Raw genomic sequence first — 23303 nt, forward strand, 5'->3', positions numbered from 1 at the left:
CAATTAAGCTTCATACATATCACGTAAAGGCTTAGTAATTAACATATTAGCATCATCAATGACTTTGCCCATTGCTTTTTCTTTACCCATCAATTTTTTGATGATATCAAGACTGTTCATTTTATTGGCAAGATCTTGAGCTTTTTTCATATCATCTTGCGAAATTTGTTGACCAGCCATTTGCTTTTGTCTTAATTCATTTTGATTAGTTTGAAAGTCCTTAAATGTCTTAAAAGCATCTTTGTCCTTCTTTAACTCATCGTATGTGGCTTGGAGTTCTTTAAATTCATCAGTCTTTACTAGTGCATCCTGTAAAGTTTGTGCGTCTTTCATTACATCATTTTCTGCCATAATTATTTCCCTCCTTAAATATTGTTACAGTGTATATTTTAACATACGTGAAGCTATCGGCCTAGTAAAGCTTTCGCACCGCTAATAACTTCTGAGGCACCCTTTTTAATTCCACTGGCACCTTCTTTAACGATTCCCTTAACGACTTTACCAGTATCATTAGTAATACCCTTAAATAGTTTAGAATTCTGCGTATCATTATCTTCATCACCATCACGTGCCACCGTTTGTGCGTCTTGGACACCAAATTGGGTTCCCTTGGTGTACGGAAGAATTTGTTGCATTTGTGTCTTGTACAACGGACCAACGTCGGTCCCAGTCAAATTCTCTAAATGATGCGTAGAGTTGGTACTATCAAAGCCTTCCCAAGTTGCTACCACAACGTTAGGAGTGTATCCGATGATCCATTTATCTTTGGTAGCATCGGAATCTGGAGTATTATCAGCCTCAGTACTTCCAGTTTTTCCGGCAACTTGATACCCGCTCGGTTTAGCATCAACACCAGTTCCATTATCAAAGACACCAAGCATCATACTTGTCATCTGTCGTGCCGTTGAAGGAGACATGATTTGTTTTGAACTTGGATGTTCATTATCAACGACCGTCTTCCCTGTCGAATCAACGATCTTAGTAATATAGAACGGCTGTGAAATTTTCCCCTTATTAGCAAAAGCAGTATAGGCACCAGCCATTTGTTGTGGGGAAACTCCGTTGGACAAGCCCCCAAGGGCCAATGCTAGATTCTTATCCTTATCCGTGACCGGTAAGTTGAATTTTTTAACCGAATCGTATCCCTTGTTTACTCCGATCTTATTTAATAACCAAACTGCGGGCGCGTTCATACTCTGTGCCAGAGCTTGGTACATCGGAACTTTTCCTGTATAAACATCATTGTAATTATGCGGAGTATAGTGGTTTGATCCATACGATTTCTTCTGGTTTTCAAGTTCAGAATCATAATAATACCCGTTTTCAAGAGCTGGCGTATAGACCGCAAGTGGTTTCATCGTCGAACCAGGCTGACGTTTAATATCGGTCGCACGATTATAACCACGGAAAACCGTCTTACCACGTCCACCAACAACCGCTTGAACCCCACCATTTTTTGGATTCAAAGCAACTGATGCAGCTTGGACCTTGGTCCCATCCGAAGCATCATTAGGAAACAAATTAGGATTTTTAAAATCAGTCTGAAAGCTTTGCTGCTGTTGCTGATTTAGATTCGTATAAATTTTATACCCGTGATTCATGATGTCAGATTCAGTTAATCCATATTTTGAGATAGCCTCATTAATAACAGCATCAAAATAATAGGGATATTTATACCCATTAGTAGAACGATAGGAATTTTTAGTGTTCAACGGCATGGCCTGGTATTTTTTTGCCTCTGAATTAGTGATCTTATGGTTCTTTGCCATTAAATCAAGAACCACATTTCTCCTCTGACGTGCCGCCTCCGGATGATCAATCGGATTATTACTAGGATTCGATAGCATCCCTGCTAACACAGCTGCATCCTGGACCGGTAAATCTTCCGCAGACTGCCCAAAGTATCGCTTCGAGGCATCTTCGACCCCATACACGCCATTACCAAAGTAAGCGTTGTTCATATACATCGTCAAAATTTGGTTCTTTGAATAAACGTTCTCAATCTCAATTGAAATGAATAATTCTTTAAGTTTTCTGGTTAAAGTTTGTTGCTGGGAAAGAAAAGTGTTCTTGGCTAACTGCTGCGAAATTGTACTTCCTCCACCACTAATGTAGTCACGACCAAGTACCCTATTCTTAATTGCAAGTAAAATGGCTCTCCCGTAACCACTAACCGAATAGCCATGTTCCTTATAGAAATTACGATCTTCCGTCGAAAGAATCGCATTAGGAATATTTTTTGAAATCTTATTCATCTGAACGTAAGTACCCTTTTGTGCGTACAATTTGCCAGCTTCTTGGTGATGTGAATCATAAATCACAGTCGATTTTGATAAATTAGACTGAAGATCACGAACGTGCGAAGTCTTTGCCACAATCGTCAAATAACTACTTAAAACCAAGATAACGAATAAAACAACTACAATAATCCATCTCGTAATTTGAAATCTACGCCAGAATTTTCTGAAGTAACCCCAAATTCTTTTAAATATTGACTTACTTTTGCTGTTGTTATCCATAAAAGTCCAAATCTCCTTTTATCATTAAATGCTATTGTAACACATGGACATTAATGGATTTTAAAAGATAAAGTGGATGTCAATTGACATCCACTTTATTCTACATTTGATCGGGTGCTTTAATTCCCAACAATCTTAACGACTCTTTTAATACAATCGCAACACTTTTGACAAGGTCGAGACGGGCGTCTTGCTCATCATCGTCCGCTAAAATCTTAGAATGAGCATAATATTTGTTGAATGACTTAGCTAGTCTTAGCGAATATTTAGCAATATCGGAAGGCTCAAATTCATTTCGAGCTTGTTTTACAACTTCTGGAAAAGCCTGAAGTAACTTAATAACTTCAAAAGCACCTGCATCAGTCAATTCATTTGCTGATTCATCAAATTCTTTTTTACCCGACTTCCGCAAAATACTCTCAGCACGAGCATGGGCATACTGAACGTATGGGCCAGTCTCACCTTCAAATTTTAATTGGTCTTTAAGTACGAAATCAATGCTATTGATTCGCTCACTCTTAAGATCACCAAAGATAATGGCACCAACCCCAACTTGTGTAGCCACTTCATCTTTATTCGGTAAATCAGGATTCTTCTCAGCAATTTGTTGTTTTGCCATGGTAATTGAATCATCTAAAACCTTGTTTAATAAGATAATATTCCCACGTCTAGTTGAAAGCTTTTTTCCATTAACCGTAATTAAGCCAAACGGGATATGATGAACACCGTCCGCATTCTTTATGCCCATCTTTTTTAAGACAGCTTTTAGTTGATGGAAATAATTAGTTTGTTCGGATCCTACCACGTAGAGATTCATGACTGGATGATACGTCCGTTCACGGTATAACGCCGTTGCAATGTCTCTAGTAATGTAAAGAGAAGCCCCATCACTCTTTAAGATCAGCGCTGGATTTAGGTTAGCGTTACTTAAATCGACCACTTGAGCTCCTTGAGATTCCTGAAGCAATCCATCTTTTTTTAGGATGTCAACCACTTCATCCATTTTGTCATTGTAAAATGACTCACCATTATAGGTATCAAATTTAACGCCCAGTTTTTTATAGGTATTATTAAAAGCCTCTAACGACACATCCCTAAACCACTTCCATAGTTTGGTAGCTTCGGGATCACCATCTTCGAGTTTTTTAAACCATTCGCGTGCTTCTTCGTCTAGTTCAGGATTTTTCTGATCTTCCTTATGAAATTTGACGTAATACTGAACTAAGTAATGAATTGGATGACGCTTTACGTCCTCTTCATTTCCCCACTTTAAGTAAGCCGTAATTAATTTACCAAATTGAGTTCCCCAATCACCTAAATGATTATCTTTAATTGTTTTATATCCATTTTTTCTTAAAATTTCGGAAATTGAATTTCCAATCACAGTGGAACGAAGGTGTCCCATTGACATTGGCTTAGCAATATTTGGAGAAGACATATCAATGGTCACGGTCTGATCCTTGCCATCGTAATTATCACCATAGTGCTCTTTATCCGTCAGAACCTCTGACATGACTTGCTTACTAACTTTTCCTTTATCCAAGAAGAAGTTAACGTAAGGACCAACGGCAACGACTTTATCAAACTGACTTCCATCAACATTATTGACGATATCCTTTGCGATCTGTTGAGGAGCTTTATGTAACTCCTTAGCTAGAATAAAAGTTGGAAATGCTAAGTCCCCGTTATCTGAAGTTTTCGGTTTCTCAATTTTTCCGTAAATATCACTCGTTGAAATTTGGTTGTTAGTTGCATCAGCAACTACGTCTGCAACTTGTTGTCTGTAATCCATAATATCCTCCTCATAAATAAAAAGCCTCTTACATTAATTAAATCAATGCAAGAGACGAGATCACCCGCGGTACCACTCTATTTGGAAATACCCACTCATTATTAAATTTGTATACCTAGAAAGGACGCCTTCCCAATCACAATTTATCTAACTCACATCAACTTAGATTTGCTTTGAAATTATAATTAGTACTACACTCTCATCGTTGGTAGCTTCCCAAAGCGGGTGACGGGAATCGAACCCGCGACGTAAGCTTGGGAAGCTTAAATTTTACCACTAAACTACACCCGCAATACGTGTATAATTATATCATGAATTATACCCCTTGTCATCAAGACTTCTACAGAGCCGTATGATAAAATTTGATTGGAGGCTAAACATCATGTTAATCTACATAATTACTTTACTATGGATTCTTTTATTAATCTCACTAACAATCGGAATCACGCGTAAACAAGACAAAAAGATTATTAAGGGTGTCGTCTATACGCGCGCGTTTTACATTCTTTTGTTGATTAGTGAAGTGGTTTTTACCCTGAATCACTTTAACGAGCATCGTTATTTGGTCTCTTTAAGTTTTATAATGACAATCGTCGCGATTTCTTTCATTGATATTTGTTACCAGAGAAAAATCCAAGGTAATTTAAAACCCTACGTAATTTTATTGACACTGATTTCGATTTTAATCTCAATTGGGCTTTTGTTTTTCATTCAATAACTACTACTAAAAAATCATCCAATCACTTGGATGATTTATTTTTTTGCATTTTTTCAGCTAACCGAATTGATTCATCAACTAGCTCCGCTTGCGCATCAATCACAGGGTAGTCATGATTACCAGCTCGCTCTTCTGCTACCGAAATCTCAGTACAACCTAAAATCACTACATCGCTATCCAATTCATTAACCATTTGATTTAAAATATGATGGTATAATTTTGGATCGACATAATCGTGCTCCTTAACACCTTTATAAATTAAATCCATCGTCTCGTCCGCAATTTCAGCGGTCGGGTGCACAACTTTATATCCAGCTTTAGTAATTTCTTTATCATATACCTTGTCCTTTAGAGTTCCCTTAGTGGCAATTAGCCCCACTCTTTTAGCGTGTGGAAACTTCTTAGCAATTGCAGCTACCGCTAGCCTAGGCATATGCAAAATTGGAACATCCGTCATACTCTGTAACTGATCATAAAAATAATGGGCAGTATTACATGGTAACGCAAAAAATTCTGGTCCCAGTTTGCTCTGTTGTTTAATATCTTCTTCAAGTGGAACTAGTGGGCTCGGATTATTTTTTGGGTCAGTAATATAATCCGTCCGGTCCGGAACCGTCGCATGATTAACTAATATATAATTTAAATAATCTTGATCACAGTGAGCTGGGGTCCGTTGATTTAGTAAATGAACATAACTCTCAGTCGCTTGGGTCCCCATCCCACCAATAATTGTGAAAAACTTTTTCATTATCTTATTCCTTATTCACATGAAAATATTTTTTGAAGTTTTTTGCGTAATTATGGTCCATCCATTTCATAAGTAGCCAACGCATGAAGTTTTCATCTTTTTTATACCAAAAAGTCGTTCCCCACTGACCTTTTTTGATCAGCTCTTCCGCCTTCTTTTTATCTTCATTATCTTTGGCATACTTACGAAAAACACGATTGGGCACCCCTAACCATAAATAATATTTCTTAGGATCTTGATTGGCATACACTGTCTTTTGGTCCGCTAGGTCATCTTGAACGTAATCACGAACCACCCATTGAGCAAGGTTATATCCATTTAGGGTGACAAAGAAACTGCTGCGTCCCTGTCTCAAATTGATTTCAAACAACTTGTACGTATCGTCTCTAACATCATACTTCATGTCAAAATTAGCATACCCAGTAAATTCAATCGACTCTAAAAACTGTTGAATCTGATCATAAATCCGTTGATCAAAGTCAGGAATAATCGTGACGTAGTTACCAATTGCAGACGGTGCCGGATCTTCCAAAAGTGGATGGCCTAAACACATCATCTTAACATGATGATTCTTGTCAACATAAGCATTTAAGACCCGCATGTTGCTGTCATCACCTGGGATGAAATCTTGGACGATCAAGTCTGAAGTATAACCATTATTATAAATTTTTGAAACAATGTCACGATACTCGGCATCACTTTTAATGGTAAAAGCTTTCTTTCTTCCCTTAAAACGGATATCCAACCATTCCACGCTATTGGTTGGTTTAAGTGCAATTGGATAATCAAATGGTTGATCAAAGTCATTATCTTCAAAATTGCTTTTGGAAATAATCTTGGTGCCGGGATATGGCATTCCATACTTATCACACATTTTATAAAAATTTTCTTTACTATTAAGTTGTTTTATTAACGAATAATCAACGTATGGACAGACAAAGACATCTTCTAAATCTTTCTTATGTTTAGAAATTAACTCAGCATAACCATCCCCACATCCAATTAAAATGACCGGTTCTTTGTGGTTGGCATACTTCTTTTTTAACTTTTTCATCTCTTCAAACCATACTGGATCCTCACTAAAGCCGGGAATAAACGTCAGATCCACAATTTTGGTAAATCTTGTGGGGGCTAATCGTTCCTGGGCATAAGCCTTGACACGCTTACCATACAACTCGTAGAAAGAACGCGCCATCCCGTACACATTAAAGTCACTTCCAAGTAAGATCGGAGTGAAATCTGGAACTTTCTCATTTGTCATTACCATTTAAACCCTCCAAGTAATCTTCCACGATAACCGAATCGGTTGGATAAGGTGTATCAACACCATTAATCTTTTGATAAGGATCGCGTCCTTTACCCGCTACTACAATAATATCTCCACGTTTACCAAAATTAATGGCCTTTTTAATGGCTTTTTCACGATCCATTTCGAAATGAACGTCAACCTTATCATGATCGATATGACTATCAATTTCCTTTGCAATCTTCATGGGATCTTCATAAGCGGGGTCGTCAGTAGTTAAAAACGCTACATCGGCATTTTGAGTCAACGCCTTGCCAAATCCCTCTCGACGGTCAATTCCCTTATTGCCCGGGCTTCCAACCACTACAATAACTTTTCCACTAGGGTCTTGTCGTTTTAAAAATCCTAGTAATGCATTCATACTAGCATAATTATGGGCATAATCCACATGAACGTTCCCATGGTTTTTAGACTTAAAGATTTCCATTCTTCCAGGAATTTTTGCTCCTGCCAAACCATCTAACATATCACCACGTTTAAAGCCAGCAAGTCCAGCCGATATGATCGAAGCGGTTGCATTTGATTCATTGTAATCACCTGGAATACCAATGCGATAATTTCCGTCTAAGCCTAACTTTTTAGCTTTATCAGAAATGGAACTTAATTGAATATCGTTATCAGTCAAGCTATCTGAAACTGGCTCGTACGTGAAATCAAGGTCGATTTCAAGTTGTGGAGTCGTCCCCTTTTTACCAAACAAATAAATATTTTGGGGATCAGTTGTGGTTTTGGCAGCATAATAAATATCAATCAGGTGGTCTGAATCGGCATTCAAAATGCACTTATTTGAATTAACCAAGAGTTGTTCTTTACAGTGCAAATAGTTTGCAAAAGTCGGATGTTCGTTTTCCCCAATGTGATCGGGAGAAATATTTAAAAAATTACCTACGTTATACTTTAATCCAAAAACCCGATTTTTTAAGTATGCCTGAGACGAAACTTCCATAATGAGATATTTCATCCCATTATCGACAGCGGATCTCATATTCTTAAAAATATCTAGTGATTCTGGAGTGGTTAGATGTGACTTAAATGTTTGATTTAGTTCATTACCAACCACGGTATTGATAGTTGAAAATAAGGCGGTTTTATTCCCACTCGCCCTCCTAATTGCATCCCGAGTGAAATATGAAGAGGTCGTTTTCCCCTTAGTACCCGTAAAGGCAATGATGAACAAATCGTCTTGTGGATAATTGAAAAATGCAGCAGAGATCAAGGACATTGCTTTTTGAATATTAGTAACCAAAATCTCATTCATTCCGTTACTTTCAGATAAATGATCTTCACACACGATTCCAGTTGCTCCAGCCTTTTTTGCTAACGTAACAAATTCAGGCTTAAAGTTTCCCTTCCCAAAGAATAAGGTTTTCGGTTTTATGTCTCGTGAATCATAACTAACGTAGTTAAAATCATTATCATTAGTCTGATTAACTGATTTTAATAAGTCATGTTCACGAAGAATATTTTTAATTTCTTGAATGCTTAGTGACAAAAAATTCAGCTCCATTCCGCTAATTTTTGTAATGGAAATCCAAATAAATCATTCGGACTTTAATTTTGTTTTTAATTTACTCCTAGACAATTCTACCAAAAGAAAGAGATAATGACTAACTCAAAACCAATAATGAAAACATAAATTAATATAATAAAAAACATTCTGCGTAAACTAAATTAATTCCAGTTCACACAGAATGTCTTTTTACTACTTAACATCTTTTAATTTTTGCTCACTAACATTATCCAATCGGTCACCAACTGCATTCACCATCTTCAAACATTTTTCAATATCATCCTGGCTCATATCCAAAACAGAAAAACATTGATTAACGTGTTCATATACTTTATCACGACGTTCCTTAGCGTATTCTGTAGTGTCAACGATGACAACTCGTTCATCTTTATGACTACGTGTTCTTGTCACCCATCCCTGCTTTTCAAGCCGTTTCAACAACGGGGTTAAAGTCCCACTATCTAAGTCTAAGTAGGATCCAAGCTCACGAACGGTCATTGGGGCATGTTCCCATAACACCAACATGGTAATGTATTGTGGATAAGTTAAATTAAATGGAGATAAAACGATTTGGTAGTACCGACTAAACTTTTTACTTGTATTATAGATTCCAAAGCACAATTGGCTTTCAATCTTACGTGGTTCAACCATTATAATCTCTTCTTTCTAAAAACTCTTGTACTATCTTATATTTTACACAATTAAATAATAAATACAAGGATACTACAAAATTGAGTGTTTATTTTACGACATTTTTATTGTATGATTGAAAGGTAGTAATTGCCCGAGTGGCGGAATTGGCAGACGCGCAGCGTTCAGGTCGCTGTTCAGTTTACTGAGTATGAGTTCGAATCTCATCTCGGGCATTCGTTACTAACAAGACGTTATCAAGCTTATTGATATCGTCTTTTTTCATTAATAGTAATTAAATTATGTAAACAAAAAGAGTGGACAATTGTCCACTCTCTCACTACTTTTTATCTAATATAATCGCCTAGATCGTAAATTAATTGGTTCTTAGCTTGGTAATAATAATTGCGTAATGGATGAAGATGGTTATTTTTAACGATCCATGGCTTATCAAAATTAGTGTAATGAATAATCACAGGGTGCTTAAGTGCATTTGCCTCAGCTGCTCGACGCTCTGGGATAGGATTTAATCCACTCTCACCCTTAACTAGATGACTTTGCAAATTATACTTAGGGTCAAGTTTTTTCCAGTGTCCATTAAAAATGGCGTTTAGAGCATCTTGGTCTTGATACTTCAGCATATCAGGTTTATCAATTGCTAACTTTCTAACTTTCTCAGAAGTGTCATTATCATTCCAAGCTTTCGTATCAATTAGTAACAATCCGGCATTGAAATACTGACCCGGTTCATCACTAACATGCATCTTTTTTAACCGGTCAACGTAACCAGAATCCTCAACAGCACCGACAATGTTGCCATCAAGATCGGTATTAAAAAGATCCGAAATGTCACCCACACATACCATATCAGCATCCAAATAAAGGATCTTAGGTTCATGAACTTCTTCAGGAATCTCAATTCGATAGTAAGTGTTTTCTTTAATTGCACTATCCGGAGATTTTACATTAGCATCCTTATATGCAGCGGTGTTGGGTTGCAAAAAGTTAATTGTCTTACAGTTGTCGTAGACTTTTTCCAAGGCCTTTAACAAATCAGCACTGTTGGAACTTAAATGATCATTAACAACGTAAAACGTGAAACTTGAATTCTTATTATGGTTCAATATTGACGAATAGTTGACTGCCAGCGGTATCGCCATATTGTTATCAGTAGTAGATGCAATTGTAATCATACACATTATCCCCTTCAAAAATATTTGAAACTATTTGGCCACTTGTAAAAATAAGTATCACTAATTTTCGTAGCGATATTTATAAAAGTGGACCACTTTATGACCTATCTATTTCGAACAACAACAACGTTTACCGTCGCATTTTTACTTCCAATGGTAATGGTAGCGTTATTATTCTCAAATCGATATCCAGTTGGAGCAATTAAAGTTTGCTTTTCACCTGGGATACCAGTAACTGAAGTTGCATTCACGTACTGCCCCTTTTTATTTACAAAATTAACTTGTTCAGTTATGGAAATCGAAGGGACATTGTAATTGGTTGCCCAAATCCAATTACCGGGATGTGATTGTCCATCTGCAAGACTTAAATTATTCTGCAATTGATTGTTATTATCAATGTTCATCCAATTGGGTGATTTAACAGTGTAATCTTTTCCGTCAAATACAAACTGGGTACCTACTACCGGTTCTGGAATAATTGGACCTGCACCAGGTGCATCAGGAGCCCTTAAGATTGTCTTATCACCTAACTTAATTTGGTGAAGATTATTATCACCCTTCATGAAAGCGGACAATCCATTATATTTACCCTTAGAAGCTGCCTGAGTATCGAAGCTAGTTAAATCTAGGCTTTGTAACTGATGGTCATCCTGAAACATATTACTCAAACTACGATTATTAGGATTAATTTTAAAACTCGTTAAACCGGCAATGTTTTTAACAGCATAGTCATAAACAAACATTGAACTCATATCAATAACTTTAGAAGTGTCAAAATGACTGACGTCGATGTCTTTAAGAAGAATATCGGCACCAAGCATCAGTCTCATACGATTAACATTTGAGGTGTCAAAGTGAGTGACATCAATACTTTTTAGTGCTGTATCACCATTAAACATATAATCCATACCAGATACTTTTGATGTATCCAATTTATCGAGACCATTAATAGTTTGCAGGTTTTTTAAACCTTGATTGCCCTGGTGGAGTGGGTCATCATCTGCCGATTGAGAAAAAAGATAATCAGAATTTGATGGGGCATACATCTTATCTTGGATATTAATAACTTGCGCATCATTTAAAGCCTGACGTAAATCTCCAAGTTGTGAATATGCATAGGTTCCCAAGGTTTTATCTTTACCGCTCAACGTTAAAGTCCGATTGATCTCATTATAGTTCCAGTTGACCTGTCCCCACGTACCACTATCATATCTTAATTTAGAAATCCTAGGTCTAGCTTGTGAGGTCATTTCCTTAGTATCCGTTGCTGCTGCATATGTAGTTTCAGTGTGATTTGCTGAACTATTCATCTGCAAGCCAAAGAATAAACCAACGGTCACACCTGCGATTAATGCTCCCTTAATTACCTTTTTCATTAGATCATCTCACTCTCTTATATTTCCTTACACTTCTAAAGTAGGCCATAAATGCCGTCATGTCAACATTTATGCTTTATCATGTGAAAAAAATACCATAATAATTACATTAATTATGTAAAAAGAGAATAATAATGTGCGTTATTATTCCCTCTTTTAGTTTCTATAAATCTATATCATTGGATTTATATAGTTATAATCTATCCATAAAAACATTGATTAAACTATCACCATGCCAATAAAAATCATTGGAGTCTATGTAAGAACCAGAAGTATTAGCTTCTGGCTCTACAATAACTAGTCGTTTAGACGAATAGTAGCGTGATAAGAACTACCATCTGTGGCCTTGCCAAAATAATCGTCTGTAATCGAGCGAAAAACCATTTTCCCGTTCGGTAAGTTCAAATATTCGGCATCATATGGAAAAACAACGGAGTAATTGTTTTTATTTCCAATACTGTAATAGTAAATAGTTCTACCACTAAGCCGAACGCTTCGATCTGTACTTGGAACTACTAGTTTAAACTCCTTCATTATGACTCACCTCCTTTCCCATCAAAAAAGGTCATACTACGAAGTAGCATGACCTAAATGGTATTTCAGAGTATTCATCATATTGAAATACGAATAAATTCGCATAGTTGTTTTAATTTCAAATCTTATAACAAGACATAGGCTATCATTAAATGATTTTTCACGTACTCAATAACACTTATCTTCCACCAACTTATCATTTATGACAGTATTAATTACGGTGTTAAAAGCTTCTCACACTTTCTAACACCACGTGAACACTATTTCCTACATTAGCATTCACAAAATTGTCTAGTTATTTTTAATCTCAACATTCAATATTTCATTATGAATCTCTTACTGCTTACTTCACAATTTAGATTATAAACTTTATTAAAAACAACGACAATAGAGTCTTAAATTTCACAAAACATAATTATAATACCTTGACATCAGTATTTATCCTAATTATTAATTCACTTTTGTCTCATAATATAATAATTATTATTATATAATATAACCAATCAGTCGCTTTATTGACAAAAATTTACTGCATAATTTTAGCGATTAAAACATAATTTGATATAATTAACCAATGGAGGAAATAATATGAAAACAAAAGCTTATGAAACTTATAATTTAGTTGAATACGATAAAAATCTTCCTTATGAAGTTGGCGATTTAGTCGAAGTTACATTTGTTAACCCAACTGGCTTAGGTGATAACCAAGACGATTGGTTAAAAGTCGTGAGACATGACGTTGGTGAATCAACCAGTATTCATGATGAATTCAGGTTTAATTCAAAATGCATCAAAGCAGTAAAGAAGTCAAACTAAAAAAAGGTCCTCACTTTTGTGAGGACCTTTTTTTAAGCATTATCATGTGCAATTTTAGCGGCAGTAGCGCCAGCAATAGCTCCAACAATATCATCAATAAAAGTATTGACAATTTGACCGTTTGTATCGAGTTCTTTTACAATTCCATTTTTATTAGTGTCAATTTCACCATAATTAGTAACCCCAATCGTCCCATAGATTGAAGCAATTCCAAGTGCCAACGTTTCATCAACGCCAAACACCCCCAAATCATGGGAGACAATGCTTTCAAGTGGCTCTTCTAACTCGCCATCTTGTGCTAAACGATCCAGTTCAAGCCCTACCATTGCGTTATTCAATACTTCCCTTTTATGCAAAATATCATTAACAATCCCACAAACATAGTCTAAATCAGGAACATTTGAATATTTTTTCTGTAAATCAATTGCAATCTGTGCAATATCTTTAATCGTTACTCCATGTTCATTCAGTCGCTTAAGCACAAAATTATACGCCTGAGTGTCAGGATATTTATAGTCTCCTCGATCTACCATTAGTTAATCTTCCTCCATATCTTTCATCAGGGTCATATCATATTCGTTTGGATAATTATCTTGAGTAATCATCATTGTCATTACACTTTTATCCTTAAGATGACCCTTTATAATTGCATCAACATACATCTCTTTATGAAAATCTCTTTGAAATTCGGCAAAACTCGATAAAAATCTAAAGTTCAAAACCACGTCACTACTATTTCTAGAACTTGAAACGCCAATAACATCTATTATTTTACTCTTCTTCATCTCGTTAACTATCGGAATAACGACATTCTTATAAAATATTTCAACTTCACGTAATTTTTGAGTTAAATTATGAATTCGTTGATTAATTACGTTACACTTCTGAAAGTCAGTATTATTCAACTCTTTCATCCCATTCAACAAATAATCCTTATCATTATTGAGTAGGGCATTTTTTAAATCCGCTGACTTTTGATCGTCATCCCCATCGTTTAAAACACTAGCTAATTCATCAATTGTGTTCACGTCATAATCATTTTTGAGTTGATCAAGATTCATGATCCAGTGTAAATACTGCTTTTTAAGCTGCTCCAACTCTTCATCAGCCGCCATTAATTGATTCTTTAATTGATTAAAATAATTAAATTCAACTACGTCCATTTTTCACTCCACCACTATAAGACTGCCATTAGCATAAATCCGGTTGCAATTAGGTTATTTAAAAAGTGGACCCCAATCGAAACTTCAATTTTCCCCGTTTTCTTGTATACATACGCTAAAATCATTCCCAAAATAGCATAAATCATAAAACTAATCACGTTAGAACTCATATGACCACAAGAAAAAAGTAACCCACTAAAAACAATTGGCAGCCAAAACGCATTTTGATTAAAAAAGGCATTAATAAAAAATCCTCTAAACACCAATTCCTCTAACACTGGGGATAAAAAAATCGCCGAAAAGCTCATCAAGACCAACACCGTCATGTTACTTTGAAAAAGACTTAAAATGGCATTATTATTCTTTGTTCCCAGTTGGTTAAAAATCAATTTATTTAAAACTTGAAGCACAATCTCAATAACAAAAAAGCTAAAGATTGACAATAAAATAATCTTTAAATCGTGACCAGTAAGCCGATGACTTCGTTGCCTGTACACACTTCGATAAGCCCATAGCGCTAAACTAATTACGACAAGAAAAATAACAATGTAAGAGGATCCATAAAGAAAAGCCTTGAATCCATGATAATCGTGAATTCCAATCATTTGAACTGGTACTTGAACCGCAAAAATCAAAAAAATTAGTCCAATAAATACAACGGCTCTTTTCAAAAATTTAATTAAACTCATTTCCCACTTCATTAATCCAATTCATCTCCAAATTTTTCCACTAACATAGAATACCATAATAATAAGGTCTGAAACAAAGAAGGAAAATTAGTGTTCAAATCCATCGTTAACCTAACTGATTCGAAATGATATACTAAAAGACGTTATTAAACTAAAAGAGGAGCTAAGCATGGTGATTATTACAGCTGGAATGATTGGTGTCGGTAAAACAACCTTAACGGGAAAAATTGCCGCACATTATGGAACAGAGCCCTTCTACGAGCCAGTGGGAGACAATCCTGTTTTGCCACTTTATTATAAAGATCCAAAACAGTATGGCTTCTTACTCCAAATATACTTTTTAAATAAACGCTTTTCGATGATTAAAAAGGCGTTAAAGCAAGACAACAACGTGTTGGATCGATCTATTTATGAAGACGCGCTTTTCACCAAAGAAAATAATGCTGAGGGAAATATTTCTGACGTTGAATTAGAAGTTTATTTAAAACTACTTGACAATATGATGGATGAACTTAAAGAGCTTCCAAAAACAAGTCCCGACCTTTTAGTCTATGCCTACAGCGATTTCGACACCATCTTATACCGAATCAAAAAGCGTGGTCGTGATTATGAACAATGGGACAACGATCCAGGACTGGAAGAATATTATTACAAAATGTGGAAAGCTTACCAAAAATGGTATGACGAATACAATGTCAGTCCTAAGATGAAAATTAATCTTCAAAAGTACGATCTAGAAGATCCCCAAAACGTTTCTAAGGTATTGGCAAAAATTGATAAAAAATTAAAAACGATCCGATAAAAAAACTTTGAACACGTTGTTCAAAGTTTTTTTATCTCTACTTAGACAATTCATAAATTGACTGACCGTAAATCGACATTGCCAAAATCAAATCATTAACAGGTGTGTATTCGTTAGCTTGGTGCATCGTGTCCTCTGTTCCTGGGAAAAGTGCTCCAAAGGCAACCCCACGTTTCATCATTCGCGCATACGTCCCACCACCAACAACTTCTGGTTGAGCGTCATCCTGATCAGTTTGATCGCGATAAACACCCATTAAGGTTTTTACAATGGGATCGTCTGCATCAACAAAGTGGGGCACCATTTGCGAAATTTGTTTGGTTGACCCGTTAAACCGATCAGCGGCATCTTGAACTTTAGCTAAAATTTTATCAGTCGTAATCCCCTTGGGATACCTAAAGTTAGTGTTGACCATCCCACCATTTTCATGATCAAAATTCATTAGACCGACGTTCATGGTTAGTTCCCCCATCACATCATCAGTAAAATTAAGCCCCAATTTATGAGCACGAGAATCATCATGCAGTTTTTCGTCGATGAAGTTCAGGATATTAGCACCACTAGTATCAAAACTATAATCAACCAAAAAGTCAGCTAAATAGGTTCCAGCATTGATACCGTTCTTAGGTTCCATTCCATGTGCTGCTTTCCCGACTACACTGATTTTAATATTGTTCCCTTCGATTTCATAGCTTCCAGTTACGGGAACCCTATCTAAATATTTTTCAAATTCATCGGCCATTTTGGAGACATCCGCAGCAACAACGTCGGCTTCCGCATCACGTGGTACCATATTTTCACGCAATCCGGCATTAAAATGCATCAGAGTGTTCTCACCATCGCTTTTATTGGAAGCAAAATGCGTTTCAAGCGTCACATTACCCTTTTCCCCATTGATCAAGGGAAATTCGGCGTCTGGCGAAAATCCAAATGAAGGATCTGGTTCAACCTCAAAATAGCGTTTCATTCCAGTCCAGTCACACTCTTCGTCCGTTCCAATTATCAAGCGAATTTTGACCTTCGGCTGAATCCCTGCATCTTTAAGCATTCTTAATCCATAATAGGCGGCAAGTCCTGGTCCTTTGTCATCAGAAACTCCTCGACCAATTGCATTGTCACCCTCAAGCTTTAGTTCGAATGGATTGGAATTCCAACCTGCGCCACCGGGCATCTCATCAGCATGTGACAAAATTGCCATGGTTTCATCGCCTGAACCATACTCAATGTATCCCACTACGTTATCAATGTTTTTGGTAGTAAACCCATCACGATCACCAAAAGAGAGAAACTGTTGTAATGCATGAGCTGGACCTGGGCCCAATGGGTATTCGTCCGTTGCGTGCTCCAAGTCCCTCGAACTATCAATTGAAATCAATTTTTTTAAGTCATTTAAGTAATCATCTTTGTAATTTTGTGCTTTATCTTTCCAGTCAATTGCCATGTTATACCCTCCTACTTAGTTATTCCTTATTCTAACATAATCAAGAAAGTAACAACTCATTTGGACAACATTCAACCAACGCATGATATAATGCAACCGAGGTGAACAAAATGAAGAAAATTGATAAATCAATTCTAACTAAAACCATCCGCATTCGACCCAAAAATAGTTTTAAAGGAACTTACGGTAAAATCGCTTTAGTTGGTGGAAACGAAAACTTTGGTGGTGCAATCATAATGAGTTCGCTTGGAGCAGTTTACTCTGGCGTTGGACTCACAACTACTATCACGGATTCAACGAATCAAAGTGCGCTCCACTCTTGGCTACCCGAAGCAATGTTTGCAGACTATAACGACACTGATCAAATGGTTCAACTCATTAAAGCTATGAAAGTTATTACCATTGGCTCTGGACTTGGGACCGATGATCATAGTTGTGAAATTATGGAAACCGTATTTGATAATGTCACCCCCGATCAAATCCTCTTAATTGATGGTTCGTCCATCACGATGATCGCTGAACGTGGGTTAAAATTACCACAAGCCAAATTAATTTTTACCCCGCATCAAATGGAGTGGCAACGTTTATCCGGAATTAAAATGGCCGATCAAACTGAGGCACGTAACCGAGAAGCCCGCGACAAAATTGGTGGGATTGTCGTTCTTAAATCTGATCGTACTCAGGTTTATACCCCAGATGAAGTATACCAAAACACGACTGGGACGCCTGCTCAAGCAACTGGAGGGATGGGTGATACTCTTGCAGGAATTATCGGTGGATTCGTTGCCCAATTTGACGACGAGGTTGATGCTGTTTTAGCAGCCGTTTATTCCCACAGTGCAATTGCCGACGAACTAGCAGCCACTCAATATATAGTTCTCCCTCATCAAATTTCACAACGGCTTCCACGCTTTATGCATGAACACGAAGCATGAATTTAATTTATAAAAAAAGAAGATCCTGACTGGATCTTCTTTTTTTATCGAATGTGTAAAAACTTCCTCACACTTTGCATCTTATTTCCTAAGACCTTATCAGCTACCCGACTTTTAAGTACCAAGAATAGGTACACAAATCCACCAGCTAACGTAGCCAAAATCGAAACAAACAAACTGATTAGTGAACTATTGTAATTGACTACCATCCCAAACAAGAAGTTAGCTCCATAAACTACAATTAAGGCCACAAAGTATGTGATCAAAGCAAACGCTAAAATTTTAACAGAATTAGATTTAATACTACTCATTTCCAATCCAAACTCATGTCTTAAGGAATGCACAATCAGATAGTTAGCAACTGTAAATCCAACTGCGGTTGCCATTAAGGCTCCAAAAGCTCCAAAGAAGTAAACTAAAGGAACTTGCGCAACTAACTTAATTACAATTCCAACCACAAAGTATTTAACTGCTCGTCTATTTTCAGAGATTCCTTGCATTAATGCGGTAACCACCGTAAACAAGCCTAGACTAATTGAAATGATAGCAGAAAACGTTAAAATGTCCGCTCCTAAATCCATATTGGCGGTTCCATAAAAGGTTCGGTTGATCGGACCAGCAATAGCTGCCATCCCTAAAGCTGCAGGAAGCATGACAAATTCAAATAAAATTAACGCATTACTAAGTTGCTTACTAATTGAATGAATGTCACCTTTGGTTCGGGCTTCAGAAAGCAACGGAACTACGGTAATTGCCAAGGCGGAAGCTAACGAAACCACAATCATAATCAATTTATTCGCATTAGCCGCAAAAATAGCATAAATATACTGTAAATTAGTATTAGTATAATTAGTTGCCCAACGCATAATACTAAAAAAGGAATATTGGTCAATTAATTGAAAAATGGTAATGCCAGAACCAAGAATAATAAACGGAACCGCTTGACTAATAATTTCTTTATAAAGATCGTTAGTCTTAACGTTAATAGCGTTATCACTTGAAGCAATAAGCCCCTGAAAATGATCACGTCGTCGCCAGTAATACCATCCTAGTGCTAAAAAACCAAAAATAGCACCGATGAAGGCGGCAAAAGTTGACTGGGTAACGGCGGTTACCCAACTTCCGTGGATCACGATCATAATGAAGAAGGCTGAAGCCAACATGTAAATGACACGCGCGAGTTGCTCAACAAATTGTGACATTGCTGACGGAGCCATCTGTTGGAAGCCTTGAAAATATCCACGAGTTAAACTCATCGCAGGAATAATTAGGACGGCCCATGCTAACGAACGAATCACCGGAACCGCATTTTTACCCCCACTACCAGCTAAGATTGGAGCAAAAAAATAGATTAAAAGTGCACAAACGACTCCGGTAATAACCGAAAGGGTAATTCCCTTCTTATAAAGTCGCGCACTTACCCCATACTCATTTAACGCATTATAATGGGCCACTTCTTTTGCAACCGCCGACGGAATCCCCGCAATGGCAATTGTCAAAAACTCACTATAAATGTTGTAACCCATGGTATACAACGTGTTGGCAAGCGGAAACAATGACGCTCCAAAAATCAATCGCCAAGGAATGATGTAAATGGCACCAAGAATTCGTGAGAGGATGCTTCCAATGGTCATCCAGGCTGATCCTTTAACCATCTTACCTTGTGATCTTTCACTATCTTCAATTTCTTCTTTTTCTAATTCATCTTGTTCGAAATCGTTGTTCACAAATTTCCCCTACTTTCACGTTACAAATATAAATTTTAACCATTTCGAAAAATAATTTCAAATTTATTCAAGCTTAATTTGCAACAATATTAACAATTTTCTTTGGAACGACGATTACCTTTCTAACAGTCTTTCCATCAAGGAATGATTTAACATTTTCATCATCTAAAGCAACTTTTTCAGACTCGTCCTTTCCAGCATCCACGCTAACTTTAATGTGACCTCTTACTTTTCCATTAACCTGAACCACCAGTTCAACTTGGTCTTCTTTTAACTTACTTTCGTCAGCTTCTGGCCACTTGGCAAGTTCAATGGAATGATCATGACCCAACTTTTGCCACAATTCTTCAGCAACATGTGGCGTAATTGGTGAAAGAAGTTTAATGAACCCTTCCGCGTACTTTTTAGGTAACCTTTGTGCTTTATAGGCTTCATTAATAAATACCATCATTTGAGAAATGGCAACGTTAAAACGCATGTTTTCAAAGTCATCAGTTACCTTTTTAACGGTTTGGTTATAAATCTTATCAAGCTTTCCGTCATTATCATCAACGATCACATCACTTACCGTGTCATCATCATTCATGTACAAGCGCCAAACTCGTTTAATCCAGCGGTTGGCACCAACAATTCCATCGGTATTCCACGGTTTAGATTCAGAAAGTGGTCCCATAAACATCTCATACAGTCGCAACGTATCAGCACCGTACTGTTTAACAATGTCATCGGGATTAACTACATTTCCCTTGGACTTTGACATTTTTTCATGATTAGTACCAAGAATCATACCTTGGTTAACTAATTTTTGGAACGGTTCTTTTGTTGGAACCACCCCTAAATCATAGAGCACCTTATGCCAAAACCGCGCATACAACAAATGAAGAACAGCGTGTTCAGCACCACCGACGTACAAATCAATTGGAAGCCAGTACTTCAATTTTTCTGGATCAGCAATCATTTTATCATTATGAGGATCAACGTATCTCAAGTAGTACCATGAACTGCCGGCCCACTGTGGCATCGTATTAGTCTCACGCTTACCATGACGACCGTTCTTATCTGTCACGTTCACCCAGTCAGTAAGATTGGCTAACGGACTCTCTCCGGTTCCAGACGGTTGAATGTCAGCCGCTTTAGGAAGCCGTAATGGTAACTGGTCTTCTGGAACTAAGGAAGTTGTGCCATCATCCCAGTGAATTACTGGAATGGGCTCACCCCAGTAACGTTGGCGACTAAAAATCCAATCACGTAATCGATAATTAACCTTTTTATTACCAGCATGATGATCCTTTAACCATTCGATAATTTTATCGATAGCTTGTTTTTTATTCAATCCATCAAGAAAACCGGAATTAATGTGAACCCCATCGCCCGTGTAAGGTGCATCATCAACATCACCACCCTCAATCACTGGAATGATGGGCAAATCGAACTTCTTAGCAAAATCAAAATCCCGTTGGTCATGAGCAGGGACGGCCATGACTGCACCGGTTCCGTAACTTGGCAGAACGTAATCACCAATCCAAATTGGAATTCTCTTTTGGTTCACAGGATTAATTGCGTAAGCTCCAGTAAATACTCCCGATTTATCTTTGTTTAAATCAGTTCTTTCAAGATCTGATTTAGAGGCAATTTTAGCCCGGTAGTTTTCTACATCGGACTTTTGTTCTGGTGTCATAATTTTATCTACAATCGGACTTTCTGGTGAAAGCACCAGGTAAGACACCCCATAAATAGTATCAGGACGAGTAGTAAAGACTTCGATCTTTTCATCTTCTTCATTTACATCAAATGAGATACTAGCCCCAACGGAACGGCCAATCCAATTTCGTTGCATTTGTTTAATGCTTTCAGGCCAGTCTAAATCGTCAAGATCATCTAACAAACGGTCAGCGTAGGCAGTGATTTTCAAAACCCACTGTTTCATAGGTTTTCTGTAAACGTCATAACCACCACGTTCAGTTTTTCCATTAACAACCTCTTCGTTTGAAACAACGGTTCCACCCATGAAATCAGGGGCCCAATTAACCTCAATCTCATCTTCATAGGCTAATCCCATTTTGTACAGCTGTTCAAAAATCCATTGAGTCCATTTATAGTAATTAGGATCCGAAGTATTGACTTCACGATCCCAATCATAGGAAAATCCAAGCGATTTAATCTGACGTCTAAAATTGTCAATGTTTTTCTTCGTAAAATCACGTGGGTTGTGACCAGTCTTTAACGCATATTGTTCTGCCGGCAGCCCAAAGGCATCCCATCCAATTGGATGAAGGACATTTTTACCCTGCATTCGCTTAAAGCGCGCCATGATATCAGTGGCAGTGTAACCTTCTGGATGACCGACATGAAGCCCCTGACCTGATGGATAAGGAAACATGTCTAGCACGTAATATTTATCTTTCTCTTGTTTATCACTGGTTTTAAAAGTTTGGTGATCATCCCAATACTTTTGCCATTTCTTTTCAATTTTTGAATGATCGTAAGCCATCAAATTCACTCCTTATTAGTTCATTAAAAATCACCATAAAAAAAGCCTATAGAAAAACAATTCTATAGGACGAGGTTCCGCGGTACCACCTAAATTTCTCATAAGAGACCCTTGATTCCATAACGCGGAAAAACGTTTAGCTTTTAATTCGGCTAAAACTTCGATGATAAGTTCAATCATTCTATTTCCAAGTTTGCATCACCCACTTGGTTTCTGAAAAATAAAACAATCTAATACTTCACCTACATGATATATTATATGATTAAATAAACTCTACCAAATTTTATCCAAAAAAACAAGTTAATCACAAACAACTGATATAATAATTAGTGAGGTGTTTCAAATGAAACTACAATCAGCATTAAATTTTAGCCATACTCTACTAAAACAAATTGTTAAACCAGGTGAAACCGTAATCGATGGAACGGCCGGACTAGGCCACGATACCCTTTATTTAGCTCAACTCGTTGGTAAAAACGGCCATGTTTTTAGCTTTGATATTCAACCGAATGCCGTTTTAGCCACCAAACAACGCTTAACGAAATATGGTGAGCAAAAACAATGTCAAGTTATTCTTGATGGGCATGAAAACGTTAAGAAATACGTTCAGAACAGTCCAATTGTGGCCGCAATTTTCAACTTAGGATACCTTCCCACTGGTGACAAAAGAATCATAACAAAACCCAAAACCACCATTAAAGCTATTAGTGATATTCTTGAATGTTTAACTCCTAACGGAATCATCATTTTAGTACTGTACTATGGTCACGCTGGCGGCAAAGAGGAAAAGGAACAGGTTTTAAAATTTGCTAGTAGTCTCAATCAGCACAGGTACCACGTTTTAAAATATCAATTTATCAATCAAATCAATGATCCACCAATCCTAGTGGCAATTCAAAAACGAGCTAAGTAA

21 protein-coding genes, 2 tRNA genes and 1 other annotated feature are annotated in these 23303 nt (G+C 37.0%); of the genes, 6 read left to right on the top strand and 17 right to left on the bottom strand.

The window, feature by feature from the left end:
* Nucleotides 1–3: 3 nt before the first annotated feature.
* The 4 genes from AC6UD4_RS03705 to AC6UD4_RS03720 all read right to left on the bottom strand — a co-directional run bounded on the left by AC6UD4_RS03705 (nt 4) and on the right by AC6UD4_RS03720 (nt 4602).
* A complete protein-coding gene (locus tag AC6UD4_RS03705; RefSeq protein WP_500693643.1) occupies nt 4–351 on the bottom strand; it encodes a YlbF family regulator in 348 nt (115 codons plus the stop codon).
* A gap of 53 nt (nt 352–404) precedes the next feature.
* The gene (locus AC6UD4_RS03710) at nt 405–2519 is read right to left on the bottom strand and encodes a transglycosylase domain-containing protein (RefSeq protein WP_500693642.1); all 2115 of its coding nucleotides are present in this window, start codon (nt 2517–2519) and stop codon (nt 405–407) included.
* 100 nt (nt 2520–2619) lie between these two features.
* On the bottom strand, nt 2620–4311 hold the full coding sequence (gene argS, locus AC6UD4_RS03715) for an arginine--tRNA ligase (RefSeq protein ID WP_500693641.1): 1692 nt from the start codon (nt 4309–4311) through the stop codon (nt 2620–2622).
* A 220-nt stretch (nt 4312–4531) separates the two neighbouring features.
* Nucleotides 4532–4602: transfer RNA gene (locus AC6UD4_RS03720), tRNA-Gly, on the bottom strand.
* Nucleotides 4603–4693: 91 nt separating this feature from the next.
* Here AC6UD4_RS03720 and AC6UD4_RS03725 point away from each other — a divergent pair.
* Nucleotides 4694–5029: a DUF1516 family protein gene (locus AC6UD4_RS03725; RefSeq protein ID WP_500693640.1), complete on the top strand. Its 336-nt coding sequence runs from the start codon at nt 4694–4696 to the stop codon at nt 5027–5029.
* A gap of 22 nt (nt 5030–5051) precedes the next feature.
* Here AC6UD4_RS03725 and AC6UD4_RS03730 read toward each other — a convergent pair whose 3' ends face one another.
* From AC6UD4_RS03730 to AC6UD4_RS03745, 4 genes are all read right to left on the bottom strand, one after another.
* Complete coding sequence (locus tag AC6UD4_RS03730; protein ID WP_500693639.1) at nt 5052–5777, bottom strand: aspartate/glutamate racemase family protein; 726 nt, start codon at nt 5775–5777, stop codon at nt 5052–5054.
* Between the two features lie 4 nt (nt 5778–5781).
* A complete protein-coding gene (locus tag AC6UD4_RS03735; RefSeq protein ID WP_500693955.1) occupies nt 5782–7038 on the bottom strand; it encodes a carboxylate--amine ligase in 1257 nt (418 codons plus the stop codon).
* Nucleotides 7028–8575, bottom strand: coding sequence for a UDP-N-acetylmuramoyl-L-alanyl-D-glutamate--2,6-diaminopimelate ligase (locus AC6UD4_RS03740; RefSeq protein WP_500693638.1), 1548 nt, complete (start codon nt 8573–8575; stop codon nt 7028–7030). Before AC6UD4_RS03740 ends, AC6UD4_RS03735 begins: the two co-directional genes overlap by 11 nt.
* Before the next feature lie 210 nt (nt 8576–8785).
* On the bottom strand, nt 8786–9244 hold the full coding sequence (locus tag AC6UD4_RS03745) for a MarR family winged helix-turn-helix transcriptional regulator (protein ID WP_500693637.1): 459 nt from the start codon (nt 9242–9244) through the stop codon (nt 8786–8788).
* Between the two features lie 131 nt (nt 9245–9375).
* Here AC6UD4_RS03745 and AC6UD4_RS03750 point away from each other — a divergent pair.
* Nucleotides 9376–9459: transfer RNA gene (locus AC6UD4_RS03750), tRNA-Leu, on the top strand.
* Nucleotides 9460–9570: 111 nt separating this feature from the next.
* Here the strand turns inward: AC6UD4_RS03750 and AC6UD4_RS03755 are convergent.
* The 3 genes from AC6UD4_RS03755 to AC6UD4_RS03765 form a co-directional block, all read right to left on the bottom strand.
* Nucleotides 9571–10416 (bottom strand): glycosyltransferase family 8 protein, encoded by an 846-nt coding sequence (locus AC6UD4_RS03755; protein ID WP_500693636.1) that lies wholly within the window; start codon nt 10414–10416, stop codon nt 9571–9573.
* Nucleotides 10417–10520: 104 nt separating this feature from the next.
* The gene (locus AC6UD4_RS03760) at nt 10521–11792 is read right to left on the bottom strand and encodes a BspA family leucine-rich repeat surface protein (protein ID WP_500693635.1); all 1272 of its coding nucleotides are present in this window, start codon (nt 11790–11792) and stop codon (nt 10521–10523) included.
* Between the two features lie 297 nt (nt 11793–12089).
* Nucleotides 12090–12326, bottom strand: a complete 237-nt coding sequence (locus AC6UD4_RS03765; protein ID WP_500693634.1) for a hypothetical protein — start codon at nt 12324–12326, stop codon at nt 12090–12092.
* A gap of 588 nt (nt 12327–12914) precedes the next feature.
* Here AC6UD4_RS03765 and AC6UD4_RS03770 point away from each other — a divergent pair.
* Nucleotides 12915–13142: an SH3 domain-containing protein gene (locus AC6UD4_RS03770; RefSeq protein ID WP_500693633.1), complete on the top strand. Its 228-nt coding sequence runs from the start codon at nt 12915–12917 to the stop codon at nt 13140–13142.
* Between the two features lie 32 nt (nt 13143–13174).
* Here the strand turns inward: AC6UD4_RS03770 and AC6UD4_RS03775 are convergent, their stop codons facing one another.
* From AC6UD4_RS03775 to AC6UD4_RS03785, 3 genes are read right to left on the bottom strand one after another with little or no spacing between them, the layout of a single operon-like run.
* Nucleotides 13175–13675, bottom strand: coding sequence for a phosphatidylglycerophosphatase A family protein (locus AC6UD4_RS03775; RefSeq protein ID WP_500693632.1), 501 nt, complete (start codon nt 13673–13675; stop codon nt 13175–13177).
* Nucleotides 13676–13678: 3 nt separating this feature from the next.
* Nucleotides 13679–14305 carry a hypothetical protein gene (locus AC6UD4_RS03780; protein WP_500693631.1) on the bottom strand — a complete coding sequence of 209 codons (627 nt, stop codon included), beginning with the start codon at nt 14303–14305 and terminating at the stop codon, nt 13679–13681.
* A 14-nt stretch (nt 14306–14319) separates the two neighbouring features.
* On the bottom strand, nt 14320–15006 hold the full coding sequence (locus AC6UD4_RS03785) for a CPBP family glutamic-type intramembrane protease (RefSeq protein WP_500709179.1): 687 nt from the start codon (nt 15004–15006) through the stop codon (nt 14320–14322).
* A gap of 157 nt (nt 15007–15163) precedes the next feature.
* Between AC6UD4_RS03785 and AC6UD4_RS03790 the strand changes: the two genes are divergently transcribed.
* Nucleotides 15164–15796, top strand: a complete 633-nt coding sequence (locus tag AC6UD4_RS03790) for a deoxynucleoside kinase (RefSeq protein WP_500693629.1) — start codon at nt 15164–15166, stop codon at nt 15794–15796.
* A 37-nt stretch (nt 15797–15833) separates the two neighbouring features.
* Here AC6UD4_RS03790 and pepV read toward each other — a convergent pair whose 3' ends face one another.
* Nucleotides 15834–17237, bottom strand: coding sequence for a dipeptidase PepV (gene pepV, locus AC6UD4_RS03795; RefSeq protein ID WP_500693628.1), 1404 nt, complete (start codon nt 17235–17237; stop codon nt 15834–15836).
* A gap of 110 nt (nt 17238–17347) precedes the next feature.
* Between pepV and AC6UD4_RS03800 the strand changes: the two genes are divergently transcribed.
* The gene (locus AC6UD4_RS03800; RefSeq protein ID WP_500693627.1) at nt 17348–18172 is read left to right on the top strand and encodes an NAD(P)H-hydrate dehydratase; all 825 of its coding nucleotides are present in this window, start codon (nt 17348–17350) and stop codon (nt 18170–18172) included.
* 44 nt (nt 18173–18216) lie between these two features.
* On the opposite strand, the gene AC6UD4_RS03805 is transcribed toward AC6UD4_RS03800, so the two are convergent.
* Nucleotides 18217–19899, bottom strand: coding sequence for a putative polysaccharide biosynthesis protein (locus AC6UD4_RS03805; protein WP_500693626.1), 1683 nt, complete (start codon nt 19897–19899; stop codon nt 18217–18219).
* A 73-nt stretch (nt 19900–19972) separates the two neighbouring features.
* Nucleotides 19973–22390: a leucine--tRNA ligase gene (gene leuS / locus AC6UD4_RS03810; RefSeq protein ID WP_500693625.1), complete on the bottom strand. Its 2418-nt coding sequence runs from the start codon at nt 22388–22390 to the stop codon at nt 19973–19975.
* Between the two features lie 62 nt (nt 22391–22452).
* Nucleotides 22453–22646 (bottom strand) — a binding site (T-box leader).
* Between the two features lie 87 nt (nt 22647–22733).
* Between leuS and mnmM the strand changes: the two genes are divergently transcribed.
* The gene (gene mnmM, locus AC6UD4_RS03815) at nt 22734–23303 is read left to right on the top strand and encodes a tRNA 5-(aminomethyl)-2-thiouridylate-methyltransferase MnmM (RefSeq protein ID WP_500693624.1); all 570 of its coding nucleotides are present in this window, start codon (nt 22734–22736) and stop codon (nt 23301–23303) included.

The sequence above is a fragment of the Fructilactobacillus sp. X3R5C2 genome, assembly GCF_059901175.1.